Source organism: bacterium Scap17, from assembly GCA_013376735.1.
GTDB lineage: Bacteria > Pseudomonadota > Gammaproteobacteria > Pseudomonadales > Halomonadaceae > Cobetia.
The window spans coordinates 2,928,939-2,948,942 of sequence record VINJ01000001.1 but is presented as its reverse complement, the minus strand read 5'-3'; the positions used below and the strand labels follow the sequence as shown (position 1 = coordinate 2,948,942).

Sequence of the window (20,004 nt, the reverse complement as noted above, 5' to 3'; positions counted from 1 at the left end):
GTCATTCGGCTCCGTCTTCGGGCTCGGGCGCCACGTAGCTTGAGGGCGCGGTGAAGGCGGTGCGCAGCGTGGCGATCAGGGTCTCGAGAATCGCCAGGCACAGCAGGCCGGTACCGGCGACCAGCACGCTCTGCGGAATCCACAGCGGCAGCGCCAGCAGGCCGGAGGAGATGTCGTGGTACTCGAGGCTCTCGCCGACCAGCAGTACCAGTTCATGGGTGATCAACACGCTCAGGCCGAGTGCGATCAGCAGCGCGAGGCTTTCGATCCACACGCGCACGGCGGCCGGCAGGCGGTTGATGACCAGCGTCACGCGGATATGGGCGTGATGCGTGAAGGTGTAGGCGAGGCTCAGGAAGGTGGCGCCGACCAGCAGGAAGGCAGCCATTTCCGACACGCCGGAGATCTCGAAGCCGAGACGCTCGGCGCCGAACATCACCATGATGGCGTCGATCAGGCGCAGGAAGACTTGCAGGCTGACGAGGGTGCAGATCAGCAGCATGCAGGCCGCCGCACCCCACGCGCCGAGGCGATAGAGTCTGTCGAAGAAATAGGTCATGACGGGCGCTCACAGGGAAGGTGAGGGTGGCCACGCGATGCTGCACACAGGCTTGTCCGTGGGTCACCTGCCGGCGGGCGGCAGGTGTCGGAGTCTCGAGTGGCGTACCGCGTGGCGGGATAGCAACGCTGCAGCTGGGGTCAGTCAGGACATCTGCAGCGCTCAGGCAATGCTCAGACGCTGCTCAGGCAGTGCACGGTCGATGCGCTTGGCCACATGTCCAGCATTCAGCGCCGGGCAGTCGGGCTTGCGAGCGGATCTCAGGCATCCAGGTCTGCGCGGTAGCGCTCGAGCAGCTGCTGGCCTTCTTCACCGGCACGCGACTTCCAGTCCTGGAACAGCTTGTCACCGGCGGCCTTCAAGTCTTCCGCCAGCTTGGCGTCGGGCTCCGTGATGGTGAAGCCATTCTCGGTCAGCACCTTGGCGCTCTCGGCGGCATCGGCCTTGCTGGCTTCCCAGCCGCGGGTCTCGGCGGCCTTGGCGGCATCGAGCACGGCTTGCTGAGTACTCTCGTCGAGGCGATCGAAGGCACGCTTGTTGACGAAGACGATATTCTTCGGCAGCCACAGCTTGGCGTCGTTGTAGTGCTTGATGTAATCCCAGGCCGACATGGACTTGCCGGTGGAGCTGGAGGTGATCATCGCATCGACACGACCGGTGCTGAAGGCGGTGGGGATGTCGGCTTCTTCGGTCTCGGTGGGCTTGCCGCCGACGTTCTCGACGAAGCGCTGGGTGTTGATGTTGGGCGCGCGGATACGCAGGCCCTTGAGCTGGGAGACGTCGGTCAGGTCGAAGTCGGTGTAGATGCCCTGGGCCGGCCAGGCGACCGCGTACAGCGGCATCAGGCCTTCCTGGGCGAACAGCTGGGTGATGTCCGGCTTGGAGGCCTGCCAGAGGGCGAAGGCTTCTTCGTAGCTGGAGGCGACACCCGGCAGGGTGTCCAGCTCGTAGACCGGCGATTCGTTGGAGAGAATCGACAGGAAGATTTCACCGGCCTGGACGGTGCCGCGACGCACGGAAGGCTTGATCTCGCCGTGGGAGATCAGGGAACCGCCGCTGTGCACGGTCACGGTCAGCTCGCCATCGGTGGCCTCGGTGACTTCCTCGGCGAACTGCTTGGTGTTCTTGGTGTGGAAGCTGGCATCGCCATACGGAGTGGCGAGGTTCCACTGTGCCGCGAGTGCCGAGCCACTGAAGGCCAGGGCACCCACTGTCGCCAGCCAGGCGAAGGACTTGACTGTCGGGGTCTTGCGAGTGAGGGAATCGTTGGGCTTACGCATGTCTTGTTCCTCATTATTATTGAATGTTGTCGGCAGACAATTTCATTCTTCAAGCGACGGGCCATCCCGTCCAATCGTTAATTCTGATTCGCAGTATCGATGAAATCTTTCATAGTGTCGTTGCATGAAAGCCTTTGGCGATATTGTTAGACCTTGGTCTGATGCTGACCTGATGCGGAGCGGGGCGCGATCAACCCTGACTCAGCGCATGACAGGCGGTCTGATCAGGGAGTGGAATGCGCGTGTTGCTGCGAGTAGGTCTCGGCACATTGGCAGCCGAGGCGTGCCACGCTGGCACAGAAATCGGGGTAGTTGGCATTGCGCCAGATGGCTTCATAGATCATCGGGGGCAGCGGGGTCTTCAGTGGCAGGCGCACCAGTTCGCCGTGGCTGATGACATCCTCCACCGTAGCGACCGGCAGTACGCCGATGCCGAGCCCTTCGCTGCTCATGCGCAGGATGGTCATCAGGGTGCTGGTGCAGTGCACCTTGGGCTGGGTGATGCCCCGGTCCGACAGATAGCTGACCAGCTCGGTATAGGGGCGCGCCTGCTTGCTGAAGGAGATGAATGGCGTGGAGGCGAAGCGCTCGCCATCCTCGGCCAGCTGCTCGGCGAGGGCCGGTGAGGCGAACATGCCCATCTCGAAGGTGCACAGCGGAGTCTGGGTGGCGTAGGGCCCCATGGCGGCGCTGTCCATCGCGAACAGCATGTCGAGATCATTGTCGGCCAGACGCTGATGCAGAGAGGGCGAGATATCGACGGTCATTTCCAGCGTCAGCTTGGGATAGCGTTCGGCCAGCTGGCGCATGAAGGCGGGGAACCAGCTGTTGGCGATGGTCTCGATCACGCCCAGACGCAGCGTGCCTGAGAAGGCGCCTTCTTCCTGAAACAGGCGCATGGCTTCGTCGCGGCCACTGAGCAGGCGCTCGGCGTGGGCGAAGAACTCTCGCCCGCGCAGGGTGGGCTGGATGGGGCGGGTGGCGCGTTCCAGCAGGGATTCGCCGACGGTGGCTTCCAGGCGGTTGATGCGGTCCGAGATGGAGGGCTGGGTCAGGTGAAGCTTGGTCGCGCCCTTGCGGAACGAGCCAAGCCGGACCACCCAGACGAAGGCCTCGAGTTCCTTGAAGTCGAACATGGCAGATGCCCCGTGATGAATCGTGAAGACCGCCCATCTTGCCGCATGCGGCGCGGGGCGTCAGCTTTCATCACGGGGCATGGCCCGCGTCAGGCCGGGCGTGGGCTCATTCGCTTGCGCGGGTCGCTTACGTCATTTGCGAAACAGCTGGCTCTCGCGGTCCTTGAAGGCCTTGAATTCCAGCGCATTGCCGGTGGGGTCGAGGAAGAACATCGTTGCCTGTTCGCCGGGTTCGCCCTTGAAGCGGATATGGGGCTCGATCTCGAAGGTGACGCCCTCGGCGATGAGGCGGTCCGCCAGTGCCTGCCAGGCGTCCATCTCCAGCACCACGCCGAAGTGCGGCACCGGCACGCCATGGCCATCGACCGGATTGCGGTGCTGAGCGACGGCGCTTGCCGGGTCGGCCAGCGCCGGGTTCAGGTGGCAGACGAACTGGTGGCCATAGAGATCGAAATCGACCCAGCTGTCGGACGAGCGGCCCTCGGGGCAGCCCAGAAACTCGCCATAGAAGCGGCGTGCCTCGGCGATATCGCGGACCTGGATGGCGAGGTGGAACGGATCGCTGACGGCCATGGTGAAACTCCTGTTGTTGTTGGGGATTCGGCTGAGCAAGGAATGACTTCAGACCAGCGGTGGGCGGGGTGACAGGCCCTGAAATCACCGCTCGGCTCGCCCAAGACACAAGCATGACGCGCTCTGTCGGGCAAGCGATACACGGCCGGTGCTTTCATGGCGCAAGATGATGAAAGATTTCACCGATATGACGAATCATAAAATACGATTGGATACCAAGGCGGCCCCTTACATAGAGTGGAGGCATAACAACACACAAGATCTGACCTGTGAGGTTTTGCTATGTCCCGCTCTGCTCCCTCCCTCCCCCTGCTCAACTGCGATATGGGCGAAAGCTTCGGCAACTGGAAGATCGGTCTGGATGAAGAGGTCATGCCCTTCGTCGACTGCGCCAACATCGCCTGTGGTTTCCACGCCTCCGACCCCACCATCATGCGCCGCACCGTGCGTCTGGCGGTCAAGCATGACGTGCGCATCGGCGCGCACCCGGCCTACCCGGACCTGCAAGGCTTCGGCCGTCGCTCGATGGCGTGTTCGCCTGCCGAAGTCGAGGACATGCTGCTCTATCAGATTGGCGCGCTGGATGGCATCTGTCGCGCCGAGGGCACTCGTGTCCAGTACGTGAAGCCGCATGGCGCGCTCTACAACGACATGGCCGCCGACCCGACGCTGCTGCGCGCCGTCATGCAGGCCGTGGTGCGCTATGACGCCAGCCTGCCGCTGATGGTGATGGCGACCGCCAACCCCGCGCCGATGCAGGCGCTGGCCGACGAGATGGGCATCACGCTGTGGTTCGAGGCCTTCGCCGACCGTGCCTACGATTCACGCGGCCACCTGGTCTCGCGCCGTGAGCCGGGCGCCGTGCATCATGACAGCGAGGTGATCATCGCCCAGTCCGTGACGCTGGCACGTGGTGAAGCGCTGACCGACAGCAGCGGCGGTGACCTGGTGCTGTCCGCCGATACGCTGTGCGTGCACGGTGACAACGCCGAGTCCGTGGCCGCGGTGCGCGCCATCCGTGAAGCCTTCGATACGTTGGCGGGTGCCTGATGGCGGGGGCTGACAGCCACGGCCGTGGCACGTCACCGCAGCTGCGCCTCGAGACCGTCGGCATGGACTCGCTGATCATCCGGCTGTTCGATCGCATCGAGGAATCCAACATGGCCTGGGTGCTGGCCGCCGACAGTGCGCTGCGTGAAGCCTTCGGCGCGGCGCTGGTCGATCTGGTGCCGTCCTACACCACGCTGCTGCTGCACTACGATGTGGCCGCGCTGGAAGAAGGCGAGGCGCGTGCCCGTATCCAGGCTGCGCTGGCGGATCTCGCGCCGGGCAGTGGCCAGCAGGGCCAGCTGCATGAAGTGCCCGTCTGGTATGACGACAGTGTCGGGCCGGAGCTGGCATCGATCGCCGCGCGGCTGGGCATCAGTGTCGAGGCGCTGATCGAGCGTCACGGGGCGCATGACTACTGCGTGTTCGCCCTCGGCTTCGCGCCCGGTTTCGCCTTCATGGGCGTGCTGGAAGAGGCGCTGACCACACCGCGCCTCAAGACGCCGCGCCAGAAGATCGCCCCCGGCAGCGTCGGTATCGCTGACCGTCAGGCCGCCATCTACCCGTCACGCTCTCCCGGTGGCTGGAACATTCTGGGCCGTACGCCCATCACCCTGTTCGGGCGCAACGAGGCCGGTGAACCGTCCAGTCGTTTCATGCCCGGTGACCGCGTGCGCTTTGTCTCCGTGAGCCGAGAGGAATTCGTTCGCCTGGGCGGCGATGTCACCCCGCTGGAGGAGCGCGCATGAGCGACGTGAAGACGAAGACGACGCTGCGCGTCGAGCGCAGCGGTGCCCTGGCACTGGTGCAGGACGCTGGCCGTCTGGGCGTGCGTCACCTGGGCGTGACCCAGGGTGGCGCGGCGGACTGGGTGTCGCTGGGCTGGGCCAACTGGCTGCTGGGCAACGCCCATGATGCGCCGGGCCTCGAGATCACCATGGGCGGCGGCTTGCTGCTCAAGATCGAACAGGCTGGCACCCTGGCGCTGTGCGGCGCAGACCTGGCCGCGACCCTCGATGGCGAGCCGCTCACGCCGGGCCGGGCCTTCGCAGTGACGGCGGGGCAGCAGCTCAAGTTCGAGCGTCCCGTCGCCGGGCTGCGCGCCTATCTGGCCTTCCCCGGTGGCCTGGATGTCGCCCCGGTGCTGGGCAGTGCCGCCAGTACGGTGCGCGACGGCCTTGGCGGGCTGGATGGGGAAGGGCGGGCGCTGGCCAGCGGTGATGTGCTGACGGCTGCCCGCAATGAGCTGTCGCTGCGCGAGCTGCCGGCGTCGGCACAGGCATGGCAGCAGTCGCTGGCCCCCGAGGAAGGCGAGGCGCTCGAATTGCCGCTGGTCGTGGGGGCGCAGATCGCCGAGTTCAGTGGCGACAGCCTCTATCGCGCCTTCAACAGCGAATGGGCGGTGGATGGGCGCGCCGACCGCATGGGGGTGCGCCTGACCGGCCCGCGCCTCGAGCGTGACGGGGCGGGCATGGTGTCCGAGGGCATTCCGCTGGGCGCCGTGCAGGTGCCGGCCGATGGCCAGCCCATCATATTGCTCAATGATCGCCAGACGATCGGCGGCTACCCGCGCCTTGGCGCGCTGACGCCACTGGCCTGCGCACGGCTCGGACAATGTGTGCCGGGCTCCCGGGTGCGACTGGCGGCCGTGACACCGGGTCAGGCGCGTCGTGATCACCTCGAGGTGCTGGCCGGCTGGCAGTCGTGATGCGCCGCAGCGAAGCTTTCAGCTCGACGCCTGCAGACCTGAACGTGCAGACCTGAGCGACTGAATCGAAGCGTGCAGACAAAAAAAGGGCCTCCAAGTGGAGGCCCTTTCGGTTTTCCCGTGAGGGAATCTTTGATGCTGTTGGGAGTGATTGATCAGATCACGCCCTTGATGAACAGATTCCCGGAGAAACGTTGCGCGAGCATCGGGAAACGTTGCACTGACTCGTGGGTATCGATGAAACACGAAGCAATGCGGTCACCATGTCGGGCACATTACCCCACATGCTGACGGGTAACGAACGGCTTATCCCCCGAACGGGACTGTACTGGCAAGAATAACGGTTGAGGCAGGCGGATGCCAGTCATTTGCGAGCGCTGTTTCCTAATTTTTTCCTCGCCGCATCCCTGCGGTGAGGTCTGCTGATCCAGCGCGCCCTTCACTGCCTGGCAGGACGCTTGCGCAGACGCCACAGATGAACCTCCAGCCAGCCAGCTTCCAATGCCTGCATCAGGTTGCGTTGCATCAGGGTGAAGCTGGGGCCGAAGACCAGCTCCGGCGTCAGGCCACGAGCGGCCAGCATGGCCGGCGAGGGCGCAGGCGCGTCGTCACGGTAGGCACCGGGCTGCTCGCTGGTGCTCTCGTGCATGCGCCGTGCCTGCCAGCTCAGCACCTGATCGGTCAGCTCGACATGGGCATCGACCTCGAAGCCACTGCTGGCCATCGCCTCGTGCAATTCCTCGCAGCTGGCCAGCTGATCGCCGCGCGGCGACAGCGCCCAGGGCAGTGGCAGGGCAGGACGCTCGCCAAACGCCTGCGCCTGCACGCTGAGCACCGGCTCGTGCAGCATGAGGTAGCCATCCTGGGCGAGTCGCTCGTGCCATTGCGTGAGCGTGCCGCCCTTGTCACTCAGATGCACCAGCAGGTGCTGGCTGAAGAGGCGATCAAAGCGGCGGCCCGAGAGTGCTGGGTGCAGCTCGGGGTAGCAGGCATCGCCCTCCAGCACGCGAATCGACTCGCGCAGTCCGGTGGCCCGGTTGAGGGCAATCGCCAGCTCGCAGAGACTGCTCGAGAGATCCAGTGTGGTGATGTGGTGGTCCGCGCCCGTGTCACGCGACTGGCTGGCAATATGCCGCGCCAGCCCGCCGAGGCCTGCGCCGAGTTCGAGCATCGAAAGCCCCTGGGACTGGGGTTCCAGCCGGGCGAGGGCCAGCAGCTCGCGGGTGCCCGTCACGCCACCCAGATGCAGTTGGTCCAGCCCGGCCAGTGCCATGATCGGCAGTTCACCGCTCGGGTGGGCATCGATCAGCGTCTCGAGTGCCTCGTCGAGGGCCGCATGATGATGACTCGCCGCATAGTGAGCGACCTGCTGACGAGCGCTGCTCAGGTGGCGTGCGGCGGGAGTGTCATCCTCCCCCTCACGTGACGTACTCACCTGGCCAGCCCCAGCTCTTGTGTCGCGGCCTCGCGCATCTTGAACTTCTGGATCTTGCCGGTCACGGTCATCGGGAATTCCTCCACGAACTTGATGTAGCGCGGCACCTTGAAGTGAGCAATACGTCCCTGGCAGAACGCCTTGAGCGCCGGTTCATCGAGCTGCTCGCCTTCCTTGAGCTTGACCCATGCCATCACTTCCTCGCCATACCGCTCATCGGGCACGCCGATCACCTGCACGTCCGACACCGCAGGGTGGGTGTAGAGGAAGTCCTCGATCTCGCGCGGGTAGATGTTCTCGCCACCGCGGATGATCATGTCCTTGATACGTCCCACGATCGTCACGTAGCCGTCTTCATCCAGCGTCGCGAGGTCGCCGGTATGCATCCAGCGGCCGGCGTCGATGGCCTTGGCGGTGGCCTCCGGGTTGTTCCAGTAGCCCAGCATCACGCTGTAACCTCGCGTGCACAGCTCGCCCTTCTCGCCGACTGGCACCACGCGCCCGCTGTCAGGGTCGATGATCTTGATCTCCAGATGCGGATGCAGGGTGCCGACGGTGGAGACGCGCTTGTCCAGTGGCGCCTCACGCGTGGTCTGCAAGCTGACCGGGCTGGTCTCGGTCATGCCGTAGGCGATGGTGACCTCGCGCATGTGCATGCGTTCGATGACCTGGCGCATCACCTCGATGGGGCAGATGGAGCCGGCCATGGTGCCGGTGCGCAGGCTGGTGAGGTCGAATTCGGCGAAGCGCGGGTGTTCGAGTTCGGCGATGAACATCGTCGGCACGCCGAACATCGCGGTGGCGCCTTCCTCGCTGACCGCCTGCAGGGTGGCCAGCGGATCGAAGCCCGCTTCCGGATAGACGATGGCGGCGCCGTGGGTCAGACAACCCAGGTTGCCCATCACCATGCCGAAGCAGTGATAGAGCGGCACCGGCATCACCAGCGTGTCGTGCTCGCTGAGATTCATGCGCTCGGCGACGAAGAAGCCGTTGTTTAGGATGTTGTGATGCGAGAGGGTCGCGCCCTTGGGGGCGCCGGTGGTGCCGGAGGTGTACTGGATATTGATCGGGTCATCGAAGGTCAGACTGGCCTGCAGCTCGCTGAGTGTCTCGACGCAGACGCTATCGGCTCCGCTGAGCACATCCTGCCAGTTGAGCATGCCGGGCAGGGCATCTTCGGCCTCGAAGCAGATCAGGCGCCTGAGGTCTGGCAGCGCGCTATTGTGAATGCCATCACGGCCGCGGGCGTCCTTGGCCTCAGGGAACAGCTCCTCGAGGATCGCCACATAGTCGGACGCCTTGAAGCGAGACTGGAAGATCAGCGTCGCCGCACCGGATTGCTTGAGGGCGTAGGCCAGTTCATGGCCACGGTAGCTAGGGTTGAGGTTGACCAGCACGACGCCGATCTTGGCGGTGGCGTACTGGATCAGTGTCCATTCGGCGCGATTGGGCGCCCAGATGCCGACGCGGTCGCCGCGCTCGATGCCCATCGCCAGCAGGCCGCGCGCCACGCGCTCGACCTCTGCGTGCAGTTCGGCCCAGGTGTAGCGCAGCCCCTGATGGCGACTGATCAGGGCATCGCGCTCGGGCCAGCGCGCGCAGATGCGATCAAGGCAATCCCCGATGGTTTCTCCCATCAGTGGCGTGTCGGAGGTGGTGCTGAGATAGCTGACTGACCGGCTTGCACGTGTCATTTCGCTGGCAGGCTGGCGTGTGGCGATGGCGTCCTGTGACATGGTGCTTTCCTGTGTCCTTGGTTGTTATTGGTGAGGCAAGGCTTGTCAGGGGGAGCCGCCTCAGGGAGGCGGTGACGCTGTGTTGTTGTTCTTTTCGTCCTTTTCGTCCTTTTCGTTTTTGTCGTCTGGTCGTGCTGTCGTCTTGTCGTGAGCTCAGCGTGCGACGCGTTGCTCTCCGGCAGTCTGCTGTCGCCCGCACTCGCGAGGCGCTGGTCACTCCAAGGGTGAATGTTCTCCTGATGGGCAGTTTTCCATGGACAGTCTAGTCGCTGTCACTTGTATAGCTGTCAGTTACATAACTGTTGCTGACGCGAGTGGGTGCTAGCTTTCGCTGTCGCCGGACAGGCGGACGAGGGCTTCGCGGGCACGTGTCTCGACGTCATCCAGCTCGCGCTGCATGGCGGTGAGATCGCGCAGCTGACGCTCAAGGCCCTCACGCTTTTCGCTCAGAATGCCAAGCAGGCGGGTGAGCTGCTTCTCGCCACCGCCGTCGGCGGCGTCGTAGAGGTCGACCACTTCACGAATCTCGGCCAGCGAGAAGCCCAGTCGCTTGCCGCGCAGGGTCAGCTTGAGGCGTACGCGGTCCTTGTCGCGATAGACGCGTGTCTGACCGCGTCGCTCCGGGTGCAGCAGTCCTTCCTGCTCGTAGAAGCGGATGGTGCGCGTGGTCACGTCGAAATGCCGTGCCAGCTCGCCGATGCTCCAGGTGCGCTGGGTCGGACGGATGGCATCGCTGGTACTGGTCGTGCTCAGCAGGGACTCCGTACCGGCGTCGTGCCTCGTGCCATCAGGCGTTACTCGGGATCTGGGGTCAGGACTCGGGGTCATCATCGTATCTGTCATGGGCGCTGCCGCTCCGGATGCTGTGCGCGCCAGGGAGAGGGAAATGCTCCTTGGCGCAGTGGGTGCCAGCGGCGTCTGGCCGTGAATTTTCTACAGACTAGCATTGTTTACGTTAACGTAAAGGGTAATAGTATTTGCAGCCAACCAAGCAGATGCTAGGTTGAATCAGATCACAGTCTCGGCTTGCCGCTTTCTGCAGGGCGGCCTGGTTCTGCAGAACGTCTTCAGCTCTGCAAGGCGGCTCGCCTGACGACTTCGGCTCTGTTGACACACTGTCTTCCTCCCAATAACAACAGCCACAGGAATGCCACGCCATGTCTTCGACGTCTCTCACGCCCTCTACCGGTTCACTGGATCTGCTGTCACGCCTGCGCGCCGTGGTCGCCGGTGGCAGCGCGCCGCTGGTGCTGCCACAGCTGATCAATGGTCAGTTTGTCGAAAGTCGCGCCGATCAGCACCTGAGCGTCACCAACCCGGCCACCAACGGCGAGATCGCCCGCGTGCCCCTGTCACCGCTGAGTGAGCTGGATGAGGCGCTGGACCACGCCGAACAGGCCTTCCAGCGCTGGCGCAACACGCCGGTGCCGACCCGTGCCCGTCTGATGCTCAGCTATCAGCATCTGCTCAAGCAGCATCATGACGAGCTGGCCGAGATCATCTCCCACGAGCTGGGCAAGACCTTCGAGGACGCCAAGGGTGATGTGTGGCGCGGCATCGAGGTGGTCGAACACGCCGCCAACATTCCCAGCCTGCTGATGGGTGAGACGGTGGAGAACGTCGCCACCGGCATCGACAGCTATTCCGTGACCCAGTCGCTGGGCGTCTGCTTAGGCATCACGCCGTTCAACTTCCCCGCCATGATACCGCTGTGGATGTTCCCGCTGTCCATCGCCTGTGGCAATGCCTTCGTGCTCAAGCCCTCCGAGCAGGTGCCGCTGACCACGCTACGGCTGGCGGAGCTGTTCATGGAGGCGGGGGCACCCGAGGGTATCCTGACCGTGGTGCAGGGCGGGCGGGATCAGGTCAATCATCTTCTCGCCCACGAGATGGTGCGCACCGTCAGCTTCGTCGGCTCGGTACCGGTGGGGCAGCACATCTATCGCACCGCCACCGACAACCTCAAGCGCGCCCAGTGCTTCGCCGGGGCAAAGAATCACATGGTGATCATGCCGGACGCCCCAGCGGACCAGGTCGTCAACGCGCTGGTCGGTGCCAGTGTCGGCGCGGCGGGTCAGCGTTGCATGGCGATCTCGGTGGCGGTCTTCGTCGGTGATTCGAAGGCCTTGATCGAGCGGGTGCGCGATGCGCTGGCCGAGGTGCGCCCGGGCGCCTGGGATGACAAGGGCGCCAGCTACGGGCCGCTGATCTCGCCGCAGGCGCTGGAGCGCGTGACCGGCTGGATCCAGCAGGGCGAGCAGGAAGGCGCCGAGCTGCTGCTGGATGGCCGCGGCGTCTCGGTGGCGGGCTATCCCGACGGCAACTGGCTGGGGCCGTGTCTGTTCTCCAGGGTGACGCCGGAGATGGTGCTCTATCGCGAGGAAATCTTCGGACCGGTGCTGTGCTGCATGGAGGCGGCGGACCTGTCCGAGGCCATCAAGCTGATCAACAACAACCCCTACGGCAACGGCACCTCCATCTTCACGCGCTCCGGCGGCGCCGCGCGGCGCTTCCAGAACGAGATCGCGGTCGGTCAGGTCGGCATCAACGTGCCGATTCCGGTGCCGCTGCCGTTCTTCTCCTTCACCGGCTGGCGCGGCAGCTTCTTCGGTGATCTGCATGCCTATGGCAAGCAGGCGGTGCGTTTCTATACCGAGACCAAGACGGTGACCGCGCGCTGGTTCGACGATGCGCCGGCCGAGGGCAATCAGCCCAACTTCTCGATCCAGATGCGCTGAGGGCTCTTCAAATGCGCTGATGGCTCCTCAGATGCGCTGAGCCGCTTTGACAGGCCCGGGCGATAGACCCGGGTCGACAGAACAAGGACAACAGGAGGCAGCTGCATGAACTTTTCGCTGACCGATGACCAGCGTGCCCTCCAGGAGGGGGCGCGTGCCTTCGCGGATGCCGAGCTTGCCCCGCATGCCGCCGAGTGGGACGCCACGGCCCACTTCCCCATCGAGACTCTTCGCAAGGCGGGCGAGGCCGGCTTCATGGGGCTTTACGTCCCCGAGGAGCATGGCGGCCTCGGCCTGCCACGTCTCGACAGCTCCATCATTCTCGAGCAGCTGGCGACCGGCTGCATCTCGACCACCGCCTACATCACCATCCACAACATGGTGGGCTGGATGATCGCCAGTTTCGCCACTGAGAGCTGTCGCGAGCAGTGGGTGCCGGCGATGGTGGCGGGCGACAAGCTCGGTTCCTACTGCCTGACCGAGCCGGGCAGCGGCAGTGATGCTGCCAGCCTGCGCACCCGCGCCGAGCGTGAGGGCGATGACTACTATCTGAGTGGCTCCAAGATGTTCATCTCCGGAGCCGGCGCCACGGACGTGCTGGTGGTGATGGCGCGCACCGGCGAGCCGGACAGCGGCGCGGCGGGTATCTCGGCCTTCGTGGTGCCGGCTGACGCCGAGGGCATCAGCTACGGCAAGAAGGAAGACAAGATGGGCTGGAACAGCCAGCCGACCCGGCTGGTGAGCTTCGATCGCGTGCGGGTTGCGGCGGCCAATCGTCTGGGCGAGGAGGGCGAGGGCTTCCGCTTCGCGATGAAGGCGCTGGATGGCGGACGCATCAACATCGCCACCTGCTCATTGGGTGCGGCCCAGAAGGCGCTGGAGCTTTCTCGCGATTATCTCGGCGAGCGCAAGCAGTTCGGGCGCGAGCTGGCGCAGTTCCAGGCGCTGCAGTTCACGCTGGCCGACATGGCCACCGAACTGACCGCGGCGCGCACCCTGGTGCGGCTGGCGGCCTTCAAGCTCGATGAGGGCGACGCCGAGGCCAGCGCCCACTGTGCGATGGCCAAACGCTTTGCCACCGACATGGGCTTCGAGGTCTGCAATCAGGCACTCCAGCTGCATGGCGGCTACGGTTATATCCGCGAGTACCCGTTGGAGCGGCTGGTGCGTGACACCCGTGTGCACCAGATTCTGGAAGGCACCAACGAGATCATGCGTCTGATCATCGCGCGCCGTCTTCTGACCCCGGGCATGATCGAGTCGCTGGCGTAGCGCCACCTCCACTTCATTTGTCATTGGTTACCATCTTTCAGGGAGTTACATGATGTCATCCAGTCAAGGGCCATGCCTCGTTCTCGAGAAGGATCGTCATATCGCCCGGGTCACCATCAACAACCCGCCGGCCAACACCTGGACGGAAACGTCCTTGATCGAGCTGGAGCAGCTGCTCGATGAGCTGGAGGGCGATGGCAGCATAAGTGCCGTGGTGATCACCGGTGAGGGCGACAAGTTCTTCTCTGCCGGTGCCGATCTCAAGACCTTCGCCGATGGCGACAAGGGCGTCGCCGCCACCATGGCGCGTCGCTTCGGGCTCGCCTTCGAACGGCTGGCCCACTTCCCGGGCGTGACGATCGCCGCCGTCAACGGCTACGCGATGGGCGGCGGGCTCGAGTGCGCGCTGGCCTGCGACATGCGTATCGTCGAACGTCAGGCCAGGCTGGCGCTGCCGGAGGCCAAGGTGGGGCTGTTGCCGTGTGCGGGCGGCACCCAGCACCTGCCGTGGCTGGTCGGCGAAGGCTGGGCCAAGCGCATGATCCTGTGTGGGGAACAGGTAGACGCCGAGACCGCCGGTCGCATCGGACTGGCCGAAGAGGTGGTCGAGACCGGCCGGAGCTTCGAGCGCGCACTGGCGATCGCCGAGAGCGTCGCCAACCAGAGTCCGAGCGCAGTGGCACGTTGCAAGGCGTTGATCATGTCGTCGCGCCATCGCGGCATGAGCGATGGCCTGCGCATGGAGCGCGAGCTGTTCGTCGAGCTGTTCGATGACCCCAACCAGAAGGAAGGCGTGAGTGCCTTCCTCGAGAAGCGCGCCCCGCAGTGGGTCTCGCGTCAGGAAGAGGTGAAGGAAGGAGGGCGCTCATGAGCCAGATAGAAGGTGTCACCGCCAGGGCCGCGACCGAGGTCGAGGCGCCCGTGGTGTTCGAGACGCGTCGCGCCCGCGACGGCAAGCAGCTGGGAATCATGCGCCTGAACGCGCCGCGTTCGCTGAATGCGCTGTCGCTGGCCATGATCGAGCGCATCGAGGCGCAGCTGGATGCCTGGGAGCTGGACAGCAGCATCGCCATGGTGTGGCTGGAAGGTGCCGGCGAGCGTGCGCTGTGTGCCGGTGGCGATATCGTGGCGCTCTATCAGGCGATGACCACGGCGCCTGCCAGCGAAGGCGCAGACCCCCTCGAGGCGCTGGATGATTTCTTCGCCACCCGCTACTTCACCGCCGAATACCGGCTCGATCATCGCCTGCATACCTTCCCCAAGCCGCTGCTGGTGTGGGGTGGCGGCATCGTGATGGGCGGTGGCATGGGGCTGTTCGCCGGCGGCTGTGAGCGCGTGGTCACCGAGAGTTCACGACTGGCGATGCCGGAAGTCAGCATCGGTCTGTATCCGGATGTCGGTGCCAGCTGGCTGCTCAATCGCCTGCCGCGTGGCATCGGAGAATATCTCGGCGCGACCGGTGCGCAACTGAATGCCCGCGATGCGCTGGATCTGGGGCTTGCGACACGCCTGATTCCCGATGAACAGCGCGAGGCGCTCAAGCAGGCGCTGTGCGAGGGGGAATTCGGCCGTCATCCGTCGCGACATCTGAGCCAGGTACTGAGCGAGTTCGAGCGCCGTGAACTGGCGCCGCCGGGGCAGGTGCTGCCGCTCTTCGATCACATCCAGCAGCTGGTCGCCGGGCATGAAGTGCTGAAGGCCTGCCAGCGGATCCTCGATGACCCCCAGGCGCGCAGTGACTGCAATGCGTGGCTGTACGCCAACCGCGAGCGTCTGCTGGCCGGCTGCCCCAGCTCACCGCATCTGGTATTTCGCATGCTGGCACGCCATCGCCACTCCTCGCTGGCGGAAGCCTTCCGCGACGAGCTGACCCTGTCGGTGCGCTGCTGCATGGGCACCGAGCTTGCCGAAGGGGTGCGCGCCCTGCTGATCGACAAGGACAAGCAGCCGCAGTGGGCCTATGCCTCGATCGCCCAGGTCTCCGAGGAATACATCGATGGCTTCTTCGCACCGCTATGGGAAGAGGATGAGCATCCGCTGATGGACCTCTGAGCACGCTTTTCAGCAAAGGCGGCAGGCGCAGACTTGCTGCTGTACGCCAATGACAACAAGAACCTGTTCACAAGGAAGCATTGCCATGACATCCATCGGTTTCATCGGACTCGGCAACATGGGCGGGCCCATGGCGCTCAATCTGGTCAAGGCTGGCCATGCGGTAAGGGTCTTCGACCTGGTCGAGTCGGCCATGAACGAGCTGGTCGAGGCGGGTGCCACCCGCGCGGCATCTCCCGGAGAGGTCGTCGAGGGTGTCGAGGTGTTGATCAGCATGCTGCCGGCCGGTCAGCACGTACGAAAGCTCTATCTGGGTGACAAGGAAGACGGGGCGGGGGGGCTTCTGGCCACACTCGACGCCTCGGTACTGGTGATCGACGCCTCAACCATCGCGCCGGATGACGCCCGTCTGGTCGCGCGCCACGCCGCTGAGCGTGGCATCACCTTCATGGACGCCCCGGTGTCCGGCGGGGTCGGTGGCGCGCGTGCCGGCACGCTGAGCTTCATCGTCGGCGGCGAGGCCGACGGCTATGCGCGTGCCGTGCCGCTGCTGGAAGTGATGGGCAAGAATCTGTTCCATGCCGGCCCGGCCGGCAGCGGTCAGGTCGCCAAGATCTGCAACAACATGCTGCTGGGTATCCTGATGAGCGGCACCGCCGAGGCGCTGGCGCTGGGGGTCAAGAACGGGCTGGACCCGGCCGTGCTCTCGGAGGTGATGAAGCAGTCATCCGGCGGCAACTGGGCGCTCAACGTCTACAACCCCTGGCCTGGCGTGATGGAAGCCGCACCGGCCTCCAATGACTATCAGGGCGGTTTCCTGGTCGATCTGATGACCAAGGACCTCGGCCTTGCCTGGGAGATGGCGCTGGGCTCGAAGTCGTCGGTGCCAATGGGCTCCCAGGCGCGTAATCTGTTTGTCCAGCATGCCGCCCAAGGCGCAGGACGTCTCGATTTCTCGAGCATCCAGCGCTTCTATCGCTGTGGGGAGGCGGATGCGTGAGCTGTCACGCCGCCAGTCGCTGACATGCACCCCTAGGACAACATCATCTGCAAGGAGCACCCCATGATTCGACCGGTCAGTGAGCTGGTGGCCGCCGCCGAGACGGAGATCGAGACCCTGTCGCCCCGCGAGCTGCGCGAGGCGCTGGAAGAGGCCCGTGCCGGCGGCACGCCGCTGACGCTGGTGGACATCCGCGATGTGCGTGAGCTGGAGCGGGAAGGGCGCATCCCCGGCGCCATCCACGCGCCGCGTGGCATGCTGGAGTTCTGGGTCGATCCGGCCTCGCCCTATCACCGCGCCGACTTCGCGCGCGAAGGGCGCTATGTGCTGTTCTGTGCCGGCGGGCTGCGCTCGGCGCTGGCCACCAAGTCGCTCAAGGACATGGGGTTCGGGCCGGTGGCCCATCTGGGTGGCGGCTTCGCGGCCTGGCGTGAGGCGAGCGGAGAGGTCGTCTCGCCCTTCATGCAGGGCAACTGATGCCGCGCGGGGAGGCTCGGCGCGATCCGGCGTTGCCCCTCACCTGACACGCTGATGCTTTACACTGTTCGACCCCGCTGGCACCTCGCCGGTCGGGGTCGTTTTCTGTCCGGAGCCTGTATGTCTGACCCTGATACCCCTGCCACCCCCAAACGTGCCTCGTCTCGACGTGGTACGCGTGACCTGCTGCGTGACCCGATTGCCTCGACGCTGGCCCGCATGACGGGGCCGGTGATCGGCGGCATCGTCACCATGATGCTGTTCAACCTGGTAGATGCCTGGTTCATCGCCCAGCTGGGCACCGCGGAGCTGGCGGCGGTGACCATGACCTTCCCGGTCACCTTCGGCGTGATCAGCATCGCCATCGGGCTGTCCATTGGCACCACCGCCGTGGTGGGGCGCAGGCTGGGGCGTGGCGAGTTCGAGACCGTCAAGGCGCGCACCACGGATTCCAGTCTGCTGGGGCTGCTGCTGGGGCTGGTGATGCTGGTGCTGGGGCTTGCCAGCATCGGGCCACTGTTCGGGCTGCTGGGAGCCGATGACACCCTGATGCCACATATCCGCGACTACATGCAGGTGTGGTATTTCGGCGCGCCCTTCGTATTGCTGCCGCGTGTACTGGGCAGCGTGCTGCGCGCCGAGGGCAATACGCTGGTGCCTTCGCTGGTGATGGCGGCGGCGGGGGTGCTCAATGCGCTGCTCGACCCGCTGCTGATCTTCGGTATCGGCGGCTGGCAGGGCATGGGCGTGGCGGGTGCGGCGCTGGCCACGGTGCTGGCATGGCTGGCGATGACGCTGGGCTTGCTGGCTTTGCCACTGCTGCGTGCGCGACTCGATTTTCGTCACCTGAGCGTGACGCGGCTGGTGACATCATGGCGCGAGATCGGGGCGATCGGCTTGCCTGCCGCGCTGACCAGCGTGATGACGCCGATTGCCACCGCGTTGGTCACGCGTATCGTCAGTCAGCATGGCCACGCGGCGGTGGCGGCTTACGGTATCGGTTCACGCATCGAGTCGCTGGCGCTGATTCTGGTGCTGGCGTTGTCCATGACGCTGTCGCCCTTCATCAGCCAGAACGATGGCGCTGGCCAGCAGAAGCGCGTGTGGCGCGCCATCCACGGCGTGCTGGCCTTCATTCTCGTCTGGCAGCTGGTCGTCTGGTTGGGGCTGGGGCTGGGCGGTGAGTGGATCGCGGCGCGTTTCGCCGAGAGTGAGGAGGTCGCGGGTTTGGTCAGCACCTATCTGTGGCTGATTCCCGCCGCACTCGGTGCCCAGGGCGTGATCATCCTCGCCAACTCCAGCCTCAATGCGCTGCACAAGCCGCGCCGCGCGATGACACTCTCGCTGGTGCGCCTGTTCGCCTTGCTGGTGCCGCTGGCCTGGCTGGGCGGCGCTCTGTATGGCGTGATCGGCATCTTTGCCGGCGTAGCGACAAGTTACCTGTTGATGGGTGGCATCAGTTATCTGGCGCTGCGTTCGGTACTCAGACAGCGGGCCTGAGCCTGGTATCGAGAAGCTGCTGTCGTGACGAAAAAGCCGCCGTACCCTCTCGGGTCACGGCGGCTTTTTCATGCCTGGCTTTCAGTGCCTTGGGCTTTTGTTACCAGCGCCTCAGGCGGTTGTTTTCCAGTGCCTTAAGCGTCTTCGTACTTGCACAGATAGGCGGACTCGACCGTGGTGCGCACCTCGAAGCTCTGGTTGGCTTCGACGATGAAGCTTTCACCGGCGGCGAGCTGATACCACTCTTCCGCGCCCGGCAGCAGTACCTGCATGTCGCCGCTAATCAGGGTCATGTACTCGCGTTGGCTGGTGGAAAACACGAATTCGCCGATGGCCATCACGCCGACCGTGGCAGGAAGGTCTGCGCTCTGGAAGGCGATGGAGGCCACCTGGCCGTCGAAGTAGTGGTTGGTGTTGAACATGGGAGGAATTCCTGCGTGGGTAGGTGTCGTCGTGGCCGACGTGTGTCGTGTTGTTCGATTAGTGATGACCTGGCGTCGAGGTCAGCGCGGTGAGAAGCGGCGCGCCAGGCCGGTCTCGGCGATCATGCGTGTCGAGATCTCTTCGATCGAGAACCGCGTGGTATCGATGTAGGGCACCTTGGAGCGGCGGAAGAGTGCCTCGGTCTGCTCGACTTCCTGCAGACACTGGTCGATCGAGCAGTAGCGGCTGTTGGGGCGACGCTCGGTACGGATGGCGGCCAGACGGCGCGGGTCGATGGTCAGCCCGAACAGCTTGTGACGATATTGCGCCAGTGAGGCGGGCATCTTGAGGGTACCGGACTCGTCCAGATCATCCTCGGTCAGCGGGTAGTTGGCCGCGCGGATGCCAAATTGCAGCGCCAGATACAGCGAGGTCGGGGTCTTGCCGCAGCGTGAGACGCCGATGAGGATGACGTCTGCCTTGTCGTATTGGTGCGTGCGCGCGCCATCATCGTTGTCGAGGGCGAAATGCACCGAATCGATGCGATTCATGTAGACGTCGTCCTGCCCGATGGAGTGGGTCTTGCCGACGCTGTAGGACGAGTGGGTGTCCAGTTCCTCTTCCAGCGGCTTGAGGAAGGTCGAGAAGATGTCGACCTTGAAACCTGAGGATTCGGAGATGATGTCGCGAATGTTCTGGTCGACGATGGTGTCGATGATGATCGGGCGCTCGCCGTCGTTGGCATGCGCGCTCTCGATGGCCTTGACCAGTGCCGTCGCCTTTTCGGCCGAATCGATATAGGGCTTGGTCACCATGCGGATGTCGGTGTTCTCGAACTGGGCCAGCAGACTGCGTCCCAGTGTCTCGGCGGTGATGCCGGTGCCATCGGAAATGAAGAAGGCGGTTCGGGTCATGACGGGCACTCGTGAAGAACGAATCGAAGACACCAGCCCGCTCAGGCTGTTGCCCCATGAAGACCCCAAGTGTCGGTGTTCACTGTCGCGCTTGCAATATCCGGCACAGGGCCAGTGGCGCGATATGAGAAATCCCGTGTTCCCGTTCTCCACC

19 protein-coding genes are annotated in these 20,004 nt (G+C 64.6%); 10 read left to right on the top strand and 9 right to left on the bottom strand.

The features are described from left to right. Window position 1: 1 nt before the first annotated feature. The 4 genes from FLM52_12480 to FLM52_12465 form a co-directional block, all read right to left on the bottom strand. On the bottom strand, window positions 2–559 hold the full coding sequence (locus FLM52_12480; protein ID NVN56595.1) for a TRAP transporter small permease: 558 nt from the start codon (window positions 557–559) through the stop codon (window positions 2–4). Between the two features lie 260 nt (window positions 560–819). Continuing rightward, a complete protein-coding gene (locus FLM52_12475) occupies window positions 820–1,839 on the bottom strand; it encodes a TRAP transporter substrate-binding protein (GenBank protein ID NVN56594.1) in 1,020 nt (339 codons plus the stop codon). A 224-nt stretch (window positions 1,840–2,063) separates the two neighbouring features. Continuing rightward, window positions 2,064–2,975, bottom strand: a complete 912-nt coding sequence (locus FLM52_12470) for a LysR family transcriptional regulator (GenBank protein NVN56593.1) — start codon at window positions 2,973–2,975, stop codon at window positions 2,064–2,066. A gap of 132 nt (window positions 2,976–3,107) precedes the next feature. After that, on the bottom strand, window positions 3,108–3,548 hold the full coding sequence (locus FLM52_12465) for a glyoxalase (protein NVN56592.1): 441 nt from the start codon (window positions 3,546–3,548) through the stop codon (window positions 3,108–3,110). 282 nt (window positions 3,549–3,830) lie between these two features. On the opposite strand from FLM52_12465, the gene FLM52_12460 reads away from it, so the two are divergent. Genes FLM52_12460 through FLM52_12450 form a run of 3 tightly spaced genes read left to right on the top strand, consistent with a single transcriptional unit; the run spans window position 3,831 to window position 6,303 of the window. After that, the gene (locus FLM52_12460; protein NVN56591.1) at window positions 3,831–4,598 is read left to right on the top strand and encodes a LamB/YcsF family protein; all 768 of its coding nucleotides are present in this window, start codon (window positions 3,831–3,833) and stop codon (window positions 4,596–4,598) included. Beyond that, on the top strand, window positions 4,598–5,344 hold the full coding sequence (locus FLM52_12455; protein NVN56590.1) for an allophanate hydrolase subunit 1: 747 nt from the start codon (window positions 4,598–4,600) through the stop codon (window positions 5,342–5,344). Before FLM52_12460 ends, FLM52_12455 begins: the two co-directional genes overlap by 1 nt. Continuing rightward, window positions 5,341–6,303, top strand: coding sequence for a biotin-dependent carboxyltransferase family protein (locus tag FLM52_12450; protein ID NVN56589.1), 963 nt, complete (start codon window positions 5,341–5,343; stop codon window positions 6,301–6,303). Before FLM52_12455 ends, FLM52_12450 begins: the two co-directional genes overlap by 4 nt. 439 nt (window positions 6,304–6,742) lie before the next feature. On the opposite strand, the gene FLM52_12445 is transcribed toward FLM52_12450, so the two are convergent. The 3 genes from FLM52_12445 to FLM52_12435 all read right to left on the bottom strand — a co-directional run bounded on the left by FLM52_12445 (window position 6,743) and on the right by FLM52_12435 (window position 10,302). Continuing rightward, complete coding sequence (locus FLM52_12445; protein ID NVN56588.1) at window positions 6,743–7,738, bottom strand: class I SAM-dependent methyltransferase; 996 nt, start codon at window positions 7,736–7,738, stop codon at window positions 6,743–6,745. Next, entirely contained in the window at window positions 7,735–9,432 is a 1,698-nt protein-coding gene (locus FLM52_12440) for an AMP-binding protein (GenBank protein NVN56587.1), read from the bottom strand. The genes FLM52_12445 and FLM52_12440 overlap by 4 nt, the downstream gene beginning before the upstream one ends. Window positions 9,433–9,795: 363 nt before the next feature. Then, window positions 9,796–10,302, bottom strand: a complete 507-nt coding sequence (locus FLM52_12435) for a MerR family DNA-binding transcriptional regulator (protein ID NVN56586.1) — start codon at window positions 10,300–10,302, stop codon at window positions 9,796–9,798. Window positions 10,303–10,631: 329 nt separating this feature from the next. Between FLM52_12435 and FLM52_12430 the strand changes: the two genes are divergently transcribed. The 7 genes from FLM52_12430 to FLM52_12400 all read left to right on the top strand — a co-directional run bounded on the left by FLM52_12430 (window position 10,632) and on the right by FLM52_12400 (window position 18,513). Next, entirely contained in the window at window positions 10,632–12,212 is a 1,581-nt protein-coding gene (locus tag FLM52_12430; protein NVN56585.1) for a CoA-acylating methylmalonate-semialdehyde dehydrogenase, read from the top strand. 105 nt (window positions 12,213–12,317) lie between these two features. Next, entirely contained in the window at window positions 12,318–13,484 is a 1,167-nt protein-coding gene (locus FLM52_12425; protein NVN56584.1) for an acyl-CoA dehydrogenase, read from the top strand. Between the two features lie 52 nt (window positions 13,485–13,536). Next, window positions 13,537–14,355 carry an enoyl-CoA hydratase gene (locus FLM52_12420; GenBank protein ID NVN56583.1) on the top strand — a complete coding sequence of 273 codons (819 nt, stop codon included), beginning with the start codon at window positions 13,537–13,539 and terminating at the stop codon, window positions 14,353–14,355. Next, window positions 14,352–15,536: an enoyl-CoA hydratase/isomerase family protein gene (locus FLM52_12415; GenBank protein ID NVN56582.1), complete on the top strand. Its 1,185-nt coding sequence runs from the start codon at window positions 14,352–14,354 to the stop codon at window positions 15,534–15,536. The genes FLM52_12420 and FLM52_12415 overlap by 4 nt, the downstream gene beginning before the upstream one ends. A gap of 85 nt (window positions 15,537–15,621) precedes the next feature. Then, on the top strand, window positions 15,622–16,536 hold the full coding sequence (gene mmsB, locus FLM52_12410; GenBank protein NVN56581.1) for a 3-hydroxyisobutyrate dehydrogenase: 915 nt from the start codon (window positions 15,622–15,624) through the stop codon (window positions 16,534–16,536). A 63-nt stretch (window positions 16,537–16,599) separates the two neighbouring features. Beyond that, the gene (locus FLM52_12405) at window positions 16,600–17,013 is read left to right on the top strand and encodes a rhodanese-like domain-containing protein (protein ID NVN56580.1); all 414 of its coding nucleotides are present in this window, start codon (window positions 16,600–16,602) and stop codon (window positions 17,011–17,013) included. A gap of 120 nt (window positions 17,014–17,133) precedes the next feature. Beyond that, window positions 17,134–18,513, top strand: a complete 1,380-nt coding sequence (locus FLM52_12400; GenBank protein ID NVN56579.1) for an MATE family efflux transporter — start codon at window positions 17,134–17,136, stop codon at window positions 18,511–18,513. A 134-nt stretch (window positions 18,514–18,647) separates the two neighbouring features. Here FLM52_12400 and FLM52_12395 read toward each other — a convergent pair whose 3' ends face one another. Together FLM52_12395 and FLM52_12390 are read right to left on the bottom strand one after the other, a co-directional pair. After that, complete coding sequence (locus FLM52_12395) at window positions 18,648–18,935, bottom strand: pyrimidine/purine nucleoside phosphorylase (GenBank protein ID NVN56578.1); 288 nt, start codon at window positions 18,933–18,935, stop codon at window positions 18,648–18,650. A gap of 81 nt (window positions 18,936–19,016) precedes the next feature. Next, on the bottom strand, window positions 19,017–19,850 hold the full coding sequence (locus tag FLM52_12390) for a kinase/pyrophosphorylase (protein ID NVN56577.1): 834 nt from the start codon (window positions 19,848–19,850) through the stop codon (window positions 19,017–19,019). Window positions 19,851–20,004 lie beyond the last annotated feature (154 nt).